A 13,937-nucleotide genomic window follows, 5' to 3' on the forward strand; every position below is an offset into this window, starting at 1 on the left:
GCGCGGGCGAAAAAGTGCCACTGCCGAATAAAACCTCATTTGCCTGCCGCCTCTGTCCACAAAGCGGGCAACCACGCTGCACTGCGGCATGCGCCGCTTGCACGTTTGTGTACAAACGGTATCGTCGGCGACATAGAATTTTTGCGACGCGTGGTCGCAAGGTTGGGAACGAGGATGACGCAGACACCGATCCGCCTCACCGTGAACGGCGGGATCCACGACGTCACCGCGGCGCCGCAGACGCCGCTGCTCTATGTGCTGCGCAACGATCTCGCGCTCAACGGCCCGAAATATGGTTGCGGCCTCGGTGAATGCGGCACCTGTACTGTCCTGATCGACGGCAGCGCCGCACGTTCCTGCGTCATCCCGATCAGCGGCTGTGAAGGCCGCGACATCGTGACACTCGAAGGGTTAAGCACGCGCGAGCGGCCTGATCCCGTGCAACAAGCCTTCATCGACGAGCAGGCGGCGCAATGCGGCTACTGCCTCAACGGCATGATCATGACCACCAAGGCGCTGCTCGCCATCAACCCGCACCCGACCGAGCAGGAAGCGATGGCGGCGCTGCGCTACAATCTCTGCCGCTGCGGCACGCATGTCGAAATCCTGCGCGCGGTGATGCGTGCATCGAGCCAGCTAGCCGAGGCCGGTGATTGATGGCCTGCCCTGTTCCGAATGGAGCTGAGCGGCAATCCGGTTCGCTCGTCGTCGTCCGCACGCTCGATGAGGGCGCATCCGAGACGTTCATCCGGATCACCGCGGATGGCTCGGTCACCGGCTATAACGGCCATGTCGATCTCGGCACCGGCATCCGCACCGCGCTCGGCCAGATCGTCGCCGAAGAGCTGGACGTCTCCTTTGCGCGGGTCGTGGTGGTGCTCGGCGACACCGCAGTGGTACCCAACCAGGGCCCGACGATCGCCAGCGAAACCATCCAGATCACCGCCGTGCCCCTGCGCAAGGCCGCCGCGCAAGCGCGACACTTCTTGATCGCGCGCGCTGCCGAACGGCTGGAGCTGCCGGCCGCGGATTTAAGGATCGAAGATGGTCTGGTTCGCGGGCATAACCGCAGCGTCAGCTATGGCGAGCTGATCGGCGATGAGACGATTCGTCTCGAGCTGGCGGACGACGTAGAGGTGAAGGCCGTCGGCGATTACACCATCGTCGGTCAATCCGTGCCCCGCGTCGATCTTCCAGCGAAGGCGAGCGGCGAGCTGACCTTCGTGCACGACATCCGCGTGCCCGGCATGCTGCATGGGCGCGTGGTGCGCCCGCCCTATGCCGGTGTCGATGCCGGCCCATTCGTGGGCACCAGCCTGATCGCGGTCGACGAATCCCTGGTGCGCGATATCCCTGGCCTCGTCGGCGTCGTGCGGATCGGCGACTTCGTCGGCGTGGTCGCCGAGCGCGAGGAGAATGCGATTCTCGCGGCCGCGCAGCTCAAAGTGAGCTGGAAGCCGACACCTGCCCTGACCGACCTTGCAGACATCGAGACGGCACTGCGCGCCAATCCATCGACGCCACGCACGCTGATCGACAAAGGCGACGTCGACGCGGCCATCACCGGCGCCACAAAGACGATGCAACGCACCTACGTCTGGCCCTACCAGATGCACGCCTCGATCGGCCCGTCCTGCGCAGTCGCCGATTTCAAGAACGGCAGCGTCCGCGTCTGGTCAGGCTCGCAAAATCCGCATCTGCTGCGTGCCGACCTCGCGCTGCTGATCGACCAGCCGGAGAACGAGATCGAAGTCATCCGCCTGGAGGCGGCCGGCTGCTACGGCCGCAACTGCGCCGACGACGTCACGGCGGACGCGCTGCTGCTGTCGCGCGCGGTCGGCCGGCCCGTGCGCGTGCAGTTGACGCGCGAGCAGGAGCACGCCTGGGAGCCCAAGGGCACCGCGCAGCTCATCGACGTCAATGGCGGTTTGAACGCCGACGGCAGCGTTGCCGGCTACGACCTCGCCACGCGCTATCCTTCGAACGCGGCGCCGACGTTGGCGCTGCTGCTCACGGGTCGGATTTCGCCGGAGCCGGCCGTGCTGCAAATGGGCGACCGCACCGCGATCCCGCCTTACGACTACGACCACATGCGCGTCGTCGCCCATGACATGCCGCCGATCGCGCGCGCCTCCTGGTTTCGCGGCGTCTCGGCGCTGCCGAACACCTTCGCGCATGAATCCTATATCGACGAGCTTGCGGCGGAGGCCGGCGTCGACCCGATCGAATATCGCCTGCGCTATCTGAAAGACCAGCGCGCCATCGATCTCGTCAACGCGGTCGCCGAGCGCGCCGGCTGGACGCCGCGGCCGGTGCGGCAGGACAAGGACGGTGAGGTCGTGCATGGGCGCGGCTTTGCCTATGCGCTCTATGTCCACAGCAAGTTCCCGGGCTATGGCGCGGCATGGTCGGCCTGGATCGCCGATGTCGCGGTGAACAAGACGACCGGCGACGTCAGCGTCACCCGCGTCGTCGCAGGCCAGGATTCCGGATTGATGATCAATCCGGATGGCGTGCGTCACCAGATCCAGGGCAACGTCATCCAATCCACCAGCCGCGCGCTGATGGAGGAGGTCTCCTTCGAGCGCGGCACGGTGGCGGCGCGCGAATGGGGCGCCTATCCGATCATCCCCTTCCCGGACGTGCCGAAGATCGACGTCCTGATGCTGCCGCGGCCGGACCAGCCGCCGCTCGGCGTTGGCGAGTCGGCTTCGGTGCCGAGCGCGGCGGCAATTGCGAATGCGATCTTCGATGCCACCGGCGTGCGCTTTCGCGAGCCGCCGTTCACGCCGGAGCGCATCCTGAAGGGACTATACGGCGAAGCGGCGGCGCCGCCGCAAGCCTTGCCGGCAGCCGCTGCCGCGCCTCCGTCACGCAGTTGGCAGAATCCTTTCGCCAAGCGCGCCGGCATGTTCGCGACGATGGCCGCCCTCTGCACCGCCGCGATCGGTATCGGCGCCGCGCTGCTGCCCGGGCGCGCGATCGCGCCGATCGCCCGGCCCGATGCCTCGGTCTATTCGGCGGCGACGATCGCGCGTGGCCAGCAGCTCGCAGCGCTCGGCAATTGCGCGGAGTGCCATACCAATATCGGCGGCGCGCTCAATGCCGGCGGCCGCGCGCTGGAGACGCCGTTCGGCACGATCTACAGCACCAACATCACGCCGGATGTCGAGACCGGCATCGGTGCCTGGTCGTATCCCGCCTTCGAGCGCGCGATGCGCGACGGGCTTCATCGCGACGGACGCCAGCTCTATCCCGCCTTCCCGTACACGCACTTCTCACGAACGAGCGATGCCGATCTCCAGGCGCTCTATGCCTACCTGATGGCACAGCCTTCGGTGCGCGCGAGCGCGCCTGCGAACACACTCGCCTTCCCGTTCAATCTTCGCCCTCTGCTTGCGGGATGGAATGCGTTGTTTCATCAGACCGGCTTGTTCAAGCCTGATCCAGCGAAATCCGAGCTGTGGAATCGCGGCGCCTATCTGGTCGAAGGTCTCGGCCATTGCAGCGCCTGCCATTCGCCGCGTAATGCGCTCGGCGCCGAGCAGCGCGAGGCCTATCTCGCCGGCGGCTTTGCCGAAGGCTGGGAGGCGCCGCCGCTGACCTCGCTCTCGCATGCGCCGATTCCATGGAGCGAGGACGAGCTCTACACTTATTTGCGCACCGGCCATTCGCGCTATCACGGCGTCGCCGCCGGCCCGATGGCGCCGATCGTCAGGGACCTTTCGGCCCTGCCCGACCAGGACATCCGCGCCATGGCGGTCTATCTCAACGCGTTCAACGACAGCGCGACCGATCCGCAGACGCAGGATGCACTTGCCGCGAAGCTCGAGAGCGCAACACAAGTTAGCGTCGGCGCCTCCGCCGGCGCGCGGCTTTATCTCGGCGCCTGCGCCGTCTGCCACGAGGTCGGGGGCCTGCCGCTGTTCGGCAGCCGGCCCTCGCTCGCGCTCAACAGCAATCTTCACAGCCAGGCGCCGGACAATCTCGTGCAGGTGATCCTGCACGGCATTGCCGAGCCGGCATCAAGCGATCTCGGCTACATGCCGGCCTTCAAGCACAGCATGAGCGACGCGCAGATCGAAGAACTCGTCACGTTCCTGCGCAAGCAGTTCGCGCCGGACAAGCCGGCCTGGACCGGCGTGCGCGAGACGATCGCGCGCGTGCGTGGGTCTGCGAATTAGGCGTGCTTCTTGACCTCCACCGGCGGCGTGCCGTGGGTGTGAAAGGATTCGATCGTCTTCAGGCCCCACGCCTGGCCCTTCTTGCGCTCCTCCTCGGTCCACACGATCGGCTTCCAGTCGGGCGCGAGGATCAGGCGCGCGCCGGCATTGGCGACCTCGACGCGGTTGCCGCCGGGCTCGTAGACATAGAGGAAGAAGGTCTGCTGGATTGCGTGCTTGTGCGGGCCGGTCTCGATGTAGACGCCATTCTCGAGAAAGATGTCGGCGGCGCGCAGGATTTCCTCGCGGCTGTCGAGCGCGTAGGTGACATGGTGGAAGCGCCCGGGCACGCCGGAATGGTCGAGCGAATAGGCGAAGTCGTAGCTCTTGTTCGACATCGTCAGCCACATCGCAGCTTCACGCCCGTCGTTGAGGACGATCTGCTCGGTGAGGCGGCATCCGAGGTAATTCTCGAAGAACTCGCGGTTGGCCTTGATGTCGACGGCGAGACAATTGAGATGGTCCAGGCGGCGGACGTTGACACCGCGCGCGGGAAAACGTTGCGCCTGGTTCTTTAGCGCCGGCTGCAACTCGGGCGGCGCCTGATACCATTCGGTCTCGTAATAGAGCTCGACGATATGGCCGTCGGGATCGCGGCAGCGGAATGTCGGCCCCTGCCCCATGTCGCCGTCAATCCAGCCGATGTCGAAGCCGGAACCTTTGAGCGCGGCGACGCGGCGCTCCAGCGCCTGCTGGCTGCGCGCGCGCAGCGCCATGTGGCCCATGCCCGAGGTCTTCGACGCCGTGAGCTTCAGCGAATATCGCTCATAATCGTCCCAGCCGCGCAGGTAGACCGACTCGCCCTTCTGTCCGCTGACGGTCATGCCCATGACGTCGACGAAGAATTTGAGGCTCTCGTCCGGCTTCGGCGTCAGGAGTTCCATGTGACCGAGGTGGGCGAGATCGAAAATCGGTTCGGGCTGCATGGTTTTCTCCAGGGCAAGGCGTGCAATCCTCTGCTTCGGATCGCGCAATCGGGCGCAGTACGCAACACGCGCGCACGGCCGGCGCGGTGCCGATGAACGCGGGTTTCATTTGTACTAATGTACAAATGATTAGGTCCCGTCAACAAACAGAACGTCCTGGACCCTCTCGGCGGTCGCATCGGCTTCGTTCCGCAGGGGGCATCGGTCGGTTGCTCAAATGGTAAAATCTTCCTTAAGCGTTTTCGGGGGGCAGACGGCCCCGGAAATCCAGCATTTTCCGGCCGATTCTGCCGACGCGTATACATCGGGGACAAACGTCTCGACCGAATTGTCGCGATTTAACAAAGCGGCCGCGTCTGCCGTTTAACAGTTTGTCCAGCGACGGCCCGCATAGTCGGGACAAACCCCTCGTTGTTGCCAGGTTCATCTATCGTGACATCCTTTGGACGCGTGATTTCGGTTCGCGGATCGCTCGCCCGGGTCGGGCTATTGGCTGAAGGCCGGATGCCGATCGCGGAGGTGCGGGCGACGGTCGGCCGTTTCGTCAGCATCCGCTGCGGCAACTCGGTCATCGTTGCCATGATCACCGAGGTTTCCTGCGAAAACTTGTCGAGCACCGACAATTACATCGCGATCGCCTCGGTCGACCTTCTCGGCGAAATCCTCAACGCCAGCGACAAGCCGAAATTCCAGCGCGGCGTCACCAACTATCCGACCATCGGCGACGCCGTCGACCTGATCACCAGCCAGGAGCTGCGTACGATCTACGCGCCGACGGGATCGGACCAGATCAATGTCGGCTTCCTGCAGCAGGACCGCTCCGTCGTCGCCTATGTCGACGTCGAGGAGATGCTGTCCAAGCACTTCGCCGTGCTGGGATCGACCGGCGTCGGTAAATCGACCGGCGTGTCGCTCCTGCTGAACGAGATCCTGAAGTCGCGCCCGAACCTGCGCATCTTCCTGCTCGACGTGCACAACGAATATGGCCGCTGCTTCGGCGACCGCGCGCTGGTTCTCAATCCGCGAAACCTCAAGCTGCCGTTCTGGCTGTTCAACTTCGAGGAAATCGTCGACGTGCTGTTCGCGGGCCGCCCCGGCGTGCCCGAGGAGCTCGACATCCTCGCCGAGGTCATCCCGATCGCGAAGGGCGTCTACACCCAGTATCAGAACACCGATCGCCTCGGTTTGAAGCGCATCGATCCCAAGCAGGTCGGCTACACCGCTGATACCCCGGTGCCCTACCGCCTGGTCGACCTGATCTCGCTGATCGACGAGCGCATGGGCAAGCTCGAGAACCGCTCCTCGCGCATCGTCTATCACAAGCTGATCTCGCGCATCGAAGCGGTGCGCAACGACCCGCGCTACGCCTTCATGTTCGACAACGCCAATGTCGGCGGCGACACCATGGCCGAGGTGATCAGCCATCTGTTCCGCCTGCCCGCCAACGGCAAGCCGATGACGGTGATGCAGCTTGCCGGCTTCCCGGCGGAAGTCATCGATTCGGTCGTCTCGGTGCTCTGCCGCATGGCCTTCGACTTCGGCCTGTGGAGCGATGGCGTCTCGCCGCTGCTGTTCGTCTGCGAGGAAGCGCACCGCTATGCGTCCGCCGACCGCAATGTCGGCTTCGGGCCGACCCGCAAGGCGGTGTCGCGCATCGCCAAGGAAGGCCGCAAATACGGCGTCTATCTCGGCCTCATCACCCAGCGTCCGGCCGAGCTCGACGCCACCATCATCTCCCAGTGCAACACGCTGTTCACGATGCGTCTTGCCAACGACCGCGACCAGGCGCTGCTGCGCGCCGCGGTGTCGGATGCGGCCGCGAACCTGCTCTCCTTCGTCCCCTCGCTCGGCACCCGCGAGGTGCTGGCGTTCGGCGAAGGCGTCGCGCTGCCGACCCGCCTGCGCTTCAAGGAGGTGCCGCCGCACCAGTTGCCGCGCGGCGAAGCCACCATCAGCAGCGTGCCTTCCGTTACCTCCGGGCACGACATGCATTTCGTCAGCGCCGTGCTCGAACGCTGGCGCGGTGCGACCTCGCAGCGCGACGTGCCGAACGATCCGGTGTTCTCGGCACCGCCTGCGAAATCGTTCTCCAGTGTGGATGCCCCAATGCTGCAACCCTCGATGGGGCTCGATCCGGACCGCTTCTCGCTGTTGAAGAAGCCGCTGCGGTAAGAGCGCCGCGTTCGCCCACGTTCCGCTGTCGTGCCCCGGCTTGACCAGGGCATCCAGTACGCCGTGGCGTCGCCGTATCCAATCACCGTCTCTGGAATACTGGATCGCCCGCCCAGTGCGCAATTGCGCACAAGGCTGGCGATGACACTGAGAGCGTGGCACGCGCGTTCCCCAATTCCGCCATTGCGAGCGCAAGCCCGATCGTCAGAGCACGTTGAGCGCGGGGCCCGCATCGACTATCCTTTGCCGCCATATCCGGAAAAACATGCCAATGACAAAGCCCCAACGCTTTCCCGCCCCCGCTCTCGACAGCCTGCCCGAGGACATCCGCACGCGTCTCCTCGCCGTGCAGGAGAAGAGTGGCTTCGTGCCGAACGTGTTCCTGACCCTGGCCTATCGCCCCGACGAGTTCCGTGCGTTCTTCGCCTATCACGACGCACTGATGGAAAAGGACTCGGGCCTCACCAAGGCCGAGCGCGAGATGATCGTGGTGGCGACGTCGGCGGCCAATCAGTGCCAGTATTGCGTGATCGCGCATGGGGCGATCCTGCGCATCCGCGCCAAGAACCCGCTGATCGCCGACCAGGTCGCGGTGAACTACCGCAAGGCGGACATCACGCCGCGGCAGAAGGCGATGCTCGACTTCGCGATGAAGGTTTCCGCCGACGCACAGCGGATCTCCGAGGACGATTTCGCCGCGCTTCAAGCCCACGGCTTCCGCGACGACGACATCTGGGACATCGCCGCGGTCGCCGCCTTCTTCGCGCTGTCGAACCGGCTGGCCAATTTCACCGGCATGCGGCCGAACGAGGAGTTCTACTTGATGGGACGCCTGCCCAAACAATGAACGAGCTCGACTGGTCCGATATCCTCCTGCGCCTCGCGGTTGCGACGCTTGCCGGCGGCGCGATCGGACTGGACCGCGACATTCACGGCAAGCCGATCGGGCCGAAGACGCTTGGCATCGTCAGCCTTTCCACCGCCACCGTCGTGCTGCTGGCCGTGCAGTTCACGGAACCGGGCAAGATGTCGGACGCGGCAAGCCGCGTCATCCAGGGCATCCTCACCGGTATCGGCTTTCTCGGTGCCGGCGTCATCGTGCGCGAGAGCCACCGTTTCCGCGTCCACGGACTGACGAGCGCAGCCTGCGCGTTTCTCGCTGCGTGCCTCGGCGTCGCCTGCGGCGCCGGACAATGGAAGATCGTCCTGATCGCGTTCGCGCTCGCCTTCATACTGCTCACGGTCGGTCGTCCCGTCGAGCGTTGGCTGCACCGCCTGTTCGGTGGCGAGGACGAAGCGCGTGAGGGCGATAAGCCGCACTGATCTGATCAACTGCTGCCACGACCGACCTGTACCTCGCCTGTCCTCGTAACAACGTAGTCGGGCATGGCTCGGTCGGGATAAAGCTGCGCCCAGGCGGCGGCCACATCCCTCTCGATCGATGCGCGATGCGGGCTGTCGCGACGAATGGCGAGGCCGTAGTTGAAGGCGCCGGCGATCACGACGTAGTGCTCGTAGAGACGAGGATCGGACAGCATTTTGGATCGCAGGCCGGTGTAGTCGCCGTGCGGAAACCAGATGACGTCGGGCTTGAAGCCGAGCAGATAGTCCATGCTGAGGCCGCTGCGGCCGATCTGGGTGTCGTTGAGGCCGACGAGATCGACGATGGCGACATGCGGCGCCACGCTTCCGATGTATCCGATCTCGGAGGCGGCAACGACGGCCCCCGCCGGCAATCGCGATACGATGTGATCGCCGATCTGCTGCACGACCGCGAACCACGACTTCACTGGCAGCGGCGTCGCCGCGCGATAGTCGAGCCTGGGCGCGGCGACCGCCTGAGACGTAAGCGCCGCGACGTTGAGGCGGCCGATGCCGGACTGCAACACGAGCACGCCGAGGAGAACAGCGAAGCCGCCCGCGATGCCGCGCGCCAGCGGGCGACCGAGATCGGACCAATTCAGCCCGCGCGCCAGCATCGCGTCGAGCGACAACAGGCCCGGGATTACGAGATAGGGCAGGAACGGAATGAAGAAACGGCCGTCCCAGCCCATGATCTGGCGCACCGTGAGCAGGTAGCAAACCGTCAGGCCGGCCGGCATCGCGAGCACCAGCATGGGCGGGCGGATGCCGTGGCGCATGCCCGTGATCAGGGCCGCGATGAAGGGAATGGCGCAGGACAGCGCCACGGCGAGATAGCGGATCGCGCTCTCGGGATTGAGGAAGCCGTCATAGCCGTGCGCCGATTTCGCGTAGAAGCTCAGCGGCAACGCGGAGCCGTAATAAAACTGCGCGAGGGCCAGAGAGGCCACTAGGAGCAGGAGCGGAAGCACGACGATATAGACGAGATCGCGCCAGCGCTTCGCCGGTGCTTGTGCCGCGAAGGCAAGGAGCGGCACGCCGAGCGCGCAGATGCCGTTTTCCGGCCGGGTCAGAATGGCGGCCAATGACACCAGACCCGATACGATCGCGGCGCCGGTTGACGGCACCTTGGCGTATCTCATGGCGACCAGCATGACCGCAGCGTTGAGCAGCAGCGACAGCATCGTGTCCATGCCGGTCGTGAGCTGCGCCGCGAAGGCCGGATGAAGCAGCAGCGGCAGCCCGACAGCGCCGATGGCCGCCGCAGAAGCGGAAAGCAGCGGGCTTTGCGCCTCGCGCGCGACGGTACGGCCCATCACCGCAACCGCCAGTCCGCCCGTCAGCCAGGACGCAAGCTGCAGCGCGCTGGCGGCCGACAACGGCAGCATGAACAGCGGCAGCAGCAGGAAGAGCCAGAGCTGGCTCGTCAATCCGTAGGTCGGCGCACCACCTTCGTTCCAGACGACGCCCAGCCCGCTCAGCACATGCGTGCCGTAGCGGTGAAACATGTAGGCATCGTCGAAGGTCAGGGGCCCGCGGCACGCGAACCAGAGCACCCACACCGTGACCGTCGCGCTGAGCAGGATGCTGCCCAGAAATGGGACGGCACGGGCCCTGGCATTGCTCCGCCCGAGCGCCGGCAAAGGCCCCGCTGATACCTCATGCGCCATGCCGCGAGCTTGTACGGCAGACACATTGAGAAACAGTTGCAGGGTCCGGCTAAACTTCCATCTGGTTGCGCAGGTTTTGCGGGCGGACCGCTAGTCGTCCGCCGCCGGCCCGCACCAGCCGGGCAGATAGATTGCGTCCTTGCTCTTGGCGGCGACCATGGCTTTCTCGATCGCCTTGTCAAAATCGGCATCCACCGCCTTGCGCGACAGTTTTCGACGCAAATAGTCGGCCCACAAGAATTCGGAAAACGGCGTGGTGTCCTTGGCGAAGCCGCCCATACGGCGAAGCTCGCCGGCAAGGCTCCGGAAGGGATCGTCCTTGAGGTCGGCGACCGATTTCGGCAGATCGCGGAAATGCCGCCGCTCGCCCTTGGCATCGTACGGATAGACCCAGCGCTTGTTGTCCATCACGCCCCAGAAGGCTTCGCGCTCGACCATCCTGAGATCGCCAACGACCGTTACCAGCACATCCTTGATGCCCTCGTCATGCAGTGCGCGGCCGAGATGGTGGTGGTCGATGACGTAGTAGCGCTCGTCCGGCCCGTACACCACGGGGATCATGTGCTTGCCGAGGAGATCGGCCTGCTTCTTCTTGTCGTGCTCGCGCCAGCGCTTGCGCTTCTCCTTGACCTCGCGCATGCCGACCGTCATCTGCGTCGGCCGCAGTGACAGGATCGGCACGGGATGCACTCTCGGTTCGCGCGTGGTCATGATCGAAGGCCCCTCGGATGGTTGCAATGGCAGTTTAGGACTACCCGGACTATGCCACGTGCCCGGTGGCGGCAAAATGCATTGGGCTGCGCCAGAGATCACAAGGCGATGTTCATGGGAATGACAGGCGCAAGCCCGGCGGTTGTTGCGACGCAACCGTACATGCGCGGCACTGGGACGGCGGCGGTTCCGGGCGCGTTCGAAACACCCATGAAAGATAATGCGAAAGCACAATTGCGCGTGCGCGCTCGGAAGATTTTCTGCAACGCCTGAAGTCCCTGTGCTATCTAAAATCGCTGCTTCGGAGTGATCCCACCGCGCCATGAAAACCCAGCGGCCCATAAGCTCGGACGAGGAGCATCGGGTGCTCCAGTTCAGGCCGCGCACCTCACCCTCCCCGTCGGTCCGGCAAGGCAACGGAACGGTGCAGCCGCTACGCGCGGTAACCCCGGAGCCCCTCGACCTGTCGCGCTACGAGCAGCCCCGCGAGGAGCCGGACGACTTCCGCCATCGCATGCTCGCCAACATCGCGGCGCTCGCCTTCACGATCGCACTGACGGCGATCGGAATCTGGCTCGCAGTGAGCATCGCCGACCTGCGCCGGACCCAGGATTGCGTGCTGATGGGCCGGCGCGACTGCGTCAAGATCACGACGCCGCATATCTAGGCAGCCGCGTCCCGGTCCGCCCTCCGTTTCGACCCCTGTGCGACAGGCATCCCCAGGGTGGCCCTCGGCCCTGTCCGGCTCCATTGAACTCAGGGCGGCGCTCCGATATACGGGCAATCGACCCGGCCAGAGGGGGGTTTGAGGGCGTCATCTGGGGCGCGATGCCCGCCCACCGTGCCACTCTGGAAAATCTGACAAATACCTACAATATATCAAAGGCTTAGTGATGTCCTCCACATTCGATCAGGTCGCCACGATCATCGCTGAAACCTGCGACATCCCGCGCGACACGATCACGCCGGATAGCCATGCCATCGATGACCTTGGCATCGACAGTCTCGATTTCCTGGACATCGCGTTCGCGATCGACAAGCAGTTCGGCATCAAGCTGCCGCTGGAAAAGTGGACCCAGGAAGTCAACGACGGAAAAGCGACCACCGAGCAGTATTTCGTGCTGAAAAACCTGTGCGCGCGCATCGACGAGCTGGTTGCGGCCAAGGGGGCGAGCGCCTAATCGCGCGGTCATGCAACTCGAATACTTCCACATGATCGATCGCATCGTCGACCTCAACGTCGACGAGAAGCGAATCGTCGTCGAGGCCCAGGTTCCGAACGCGAGCACTATCTTCGAGGGGCACTTCCCGGGCTATCCGCTGATGCCCGGCGTGCTGCTGATCGAATCGATGGCGCAGGCCTCCGGCTGGCTGCAACTCGGCGTGCTGAAGTTCGAGCGCATGCCGATCCTCGCCGCCGTCAAGGAGGCCAAGGTCCGCGGCTCGGTCTTCCCCGGCGATCTCATGAGCATCGAGGCGACCCTCACCCATCAGGGCTCGGGCTATGCGGTGACCGAGGCCAAGATCCGGGTCGGCGGCAAGCTGCGCGCCAACTCGACACTCACCTTCACGCAGATCCCCTTCCCCAATGCGGATATGCGCGGACACATGGACGCGATCGCCAAGCGCGTCGGATTTCCGCAACAGGCCGTTTCGCCATGACCGAGAATTCCGCTACGAAGCCCGACCAGACGGAAGTCTGGATCACCGGCATTGGTCTTGCCACCTCGCTCGGCGAAGGGCTCGACGCCAACTGGGCCGCGCTCGGCGAGCGCCGCATCAACGTCGACGAGACGGGCTTTGCGCCTTACATCGTGCATCCGCTGATGCCGGTCAGCTTCGACAGCCAAATCCCCAAGAAGGGCGACCAGCGCCAGATGGAAGCCTGGCAGCGCATCGGCACCTATGCCGCGGGGCTGGCGCTCGATTCCGCCGGGATCAAGGGCAATAAAGACATTCTCGCCAAGATCGACATGGTGATCGCCGCCGGCGGCGGCGAGCGCGATCTCAGCGTCGATTCCGGCGTGCTTACGGCCGAAGCCAAGGGCGCCAATGCGCCCGGCTTCCTCAATGAGCGGCTGATGAGTGACCTCAGGCCGACGCTGTTCCTGGCCCAGCTCTCCAACCTGCTCGCCGGCAACATCGCCATCGTGCATGGTCTCGGCGGCACCTCGCGCACCTTCATGGGTGAAGAGGTGGCGGGCGCGGATGCCGCGCGCATCGCGTTGGCGCGGATCGCCTCGGGCGAGAGCGACATTGCCCTGGTCGGCGGTTCGCATAATGGCGAGCGCAAGGACCTGCTGGTCCTCTACGAATTCGGCGACTTCAACCTGAGGGACAAGTTCGCACCCGTCTGGGCGCGGAAGGATCACGCCGGCTTCGCGCTCGGCTCGGCCGGCGCATTCCTGGTGCTGGAGTCCAGGGCTCACGCCGAGGCGCGCGGCGCAAAGCCGTTCGCAAAGCTGACGAGCGTGGTCGCCGATCTCGCCAAGCGCAAGCAGTCGGGCGACATGGCGGCAACCCTCGAGAAGCTGTGGGCGAAGCTGCCCAAACGCGAGGGCAAGGGCGCGATCATCACCGGCGCCACCGGCGCGGAGCCGGCGACCTCCGAGGAGCGAAGCTTCCTGCAGGGCCATACCGATTTCCCAGTACGCGCGACCGGTACGATGTTCGGCCACACCATGGAAACGCAATTCCCGCTGGGGATTGCGCTCGCCGCACTCTCGATCTCGCGCGGCGCGCTGTTCCCGCCGAACGATTCCACCGGAACCGAGATTGACATGCAGGGGGCCCCCACCCAGATCGTGGTGGTGGGAGCCGGACACTGGCGCGGCGAAGGCATGGCGCTGGTGGAGGCGGTTCGCTAAAGCGCG

At 65.0% G+C, this 13,937-nt stretch carries 12 protein-coding genes; 9 read left to right on the forward strand and 3 right to left on the reverse strand.

The annotated features are described in order from the left end of the window. The first annotated feature begins 174 nt into the window (after nt 1-174). A complete protein-coding gene (locus MTX21_RS09430) occupies nt 175-657 on the forward strand; it encodes a (2Fe-2S)-binding protein (RefSeq protein WP_280964525.1) in 483 nt (160 codons plus the stop codon). Then, entirely contained in the window at nt 657-4,184 is a 3,528-nt protein-coding gene (locus MTX21_RS09435; RefSeq protein ID WP_280964526.1) for a molybdopterin cofactor-binding domain-containing protein, read from the forward strand. Before MTX21_RS09430 ends, MTX21_RS09435 begins: the two co-directional genes overlap by 1 nt. On the opposite strand, the gene MTX21_RS09440 is transcribed toward MTX21_RS09435, so the two are convergent. Next, nucleotides 4,181-5,149 (reverse strand): catechol 2,3-dioxygenase, encoded by a 969-nt coding sequence (locus tag MTX21_RS09440; RefSeq protein WP_280964527.1) that lies wholly within the window; start codon nt 5,147-5,149, stop codon nt 4,181-4,183. The two genes, MTX21_RS09435 and MTX21_RS09440, sit on opposite strands and share 4 nt — an antisense overlap. Nucleotides 5,150-5,581: 432 nt before the next feature. Here MTX21_RS09440 and MTX21_RS09445 point away from each other — a divergent pair, with 432 nt between their 5' ends. The 3 genes from MTX21_RS09445 to MTX21_RS09455 all read left to right on the forward strand — a co-directional run bounded on the left by MTX21_RS09445 (nt 5,582) and on the right by MTX21_RS09455 (nt 8,644). Continuing rightward, complete coding sequence (locus MTX21_RS09445; RefSeq protein ID WP_280964528.1) at nt 5,582-7,321, forward strand: DUF87 domain-containing protein; 1,740 nt, start codon at nt 5,582-5,584, stop codon at nt 7,319-7,321. Between the two features lie 271 nt (nt 7,322-7,592). After that, the gene (locus tag MTX21_RS09450) at nt 7,593-8,168 is read left to right on the forward strand and encodes a peroxidase-related enzyme (protein WP_280964529.1); all 576 of its coding nucleotides are present in this window, start codon (nt 7,593-7,595) and stop codon (nt 8,166-8,168) included. Next, entirely contained in the window at nt 8,165-8,644 is a 480-nt protein-coding gene (locus MTX21_RS09455; protein WP_280964530.1) for an MgtC/SapB family protein, read from the forward strand. Before MTX21_RS09450 ends, MTX21_RS09455 begins: the two co-directional genes overlap by 4 nt. 5 nt (nt 8,645-8,649) lie before the next feature. Here the strand turns inward: MTX21_RS09455 and MTX21_RS09460 are convergent, their stop codons facing one another. Together MTX21_RS09460 and MTX21_RS09465 are read right to left on the reverse strand one after the other, a co-directional pair. After that, on the reverse strand, nt 8,650-10,353 hold the full coding sequence (locus MTX21_RS09460) for a hypothetical protein (protein ID WP_280964531.1): 1,704 nt from the start codon (nt 10,351-10,353) through the stop codon (nt 8,650-8,652). A 90-nt stretch (nt 10,354-10,443) separates the two neighbouring features. Further along, nucleotides 10,444-11,067: a ParB-like protein gene (locus MTX21_RS09465; protein ID WP_280971015.1), complete on the reverse strand. Its 624-nt coding sequence runs from the start codon at nt 11,065-11,067 to the stop codon at nt 10,444-10,446. Between the two features lie 319 nt (nt 11,068-11,386). Between MTX21_RS09465 and MTX21_RS09470 the strand changes: the two genes are divergently transcribed. From MTX21_RS09470 to MTX21_RS09485, 4 genes are all read left to right on the forward strand, one after another. Next, nucleotides 11,387-11,731: a hypothetical protein gene (locus MTX21_RS09470; RefSeq protein ID WP_280964532.1), complete on the forward strand. Its 345-nt coding sequence runs from the start codon at nt 11,387-11,389 to the stop codon at nt 11,729-11,731. Between the two features lie 226 nt (nt 11,732-11,957). Further along, entirely contained in the window at nt 11,958-12,245 is a 288-nt protein-coding gene (locus MTX21_RS09475; RefSeq protein ID WP_007592476.1) for an acyl carrier protein, read from the forward strand. 10 nt (nt 12,246-12,255) lie between these two features. Beyond that, on the forward strand, nt 12,256-12,726 hold the full coding sequence (locus MTX21_RS09480) for a 3-hydroxyacyl-ACP dehydratase FabZ family protein (RefSeq protein WP_280964533.1): 471 nt from the start codon (nt 12,256-12,258) through the stop codon (nt 12,724-12,726). Continuing rightward, the gene (locus tag MTX21_RS09485; protein WP_280964534.1) at nt 12,723-13,931 is read left to right on the forward strand and encodes a beta-ketoacyl-ACP synthase; all 1,209 of its coding nucleotides are present in this window, start codon (nt 12,723-12,725) and stop codon (nt 13,929-13,931) included. Before MTX21_RS09480 ends, MTX21_RS09485 begins: the two co-directional genes overlap by 4 nt. Nucleotides 13,932-13,937 lie beyond the last annotated feature (6 nt).

Source organism: Bradyrhizobium sp. ISRA430, assembly GCF_029909975.1.
Classification (GTDB): domain Bacteria; phylum Pseudomonadota; class Alphaproteobacteria; order Rhizobiales; family Xanthobacteraceae; genus Bradyrhizobium.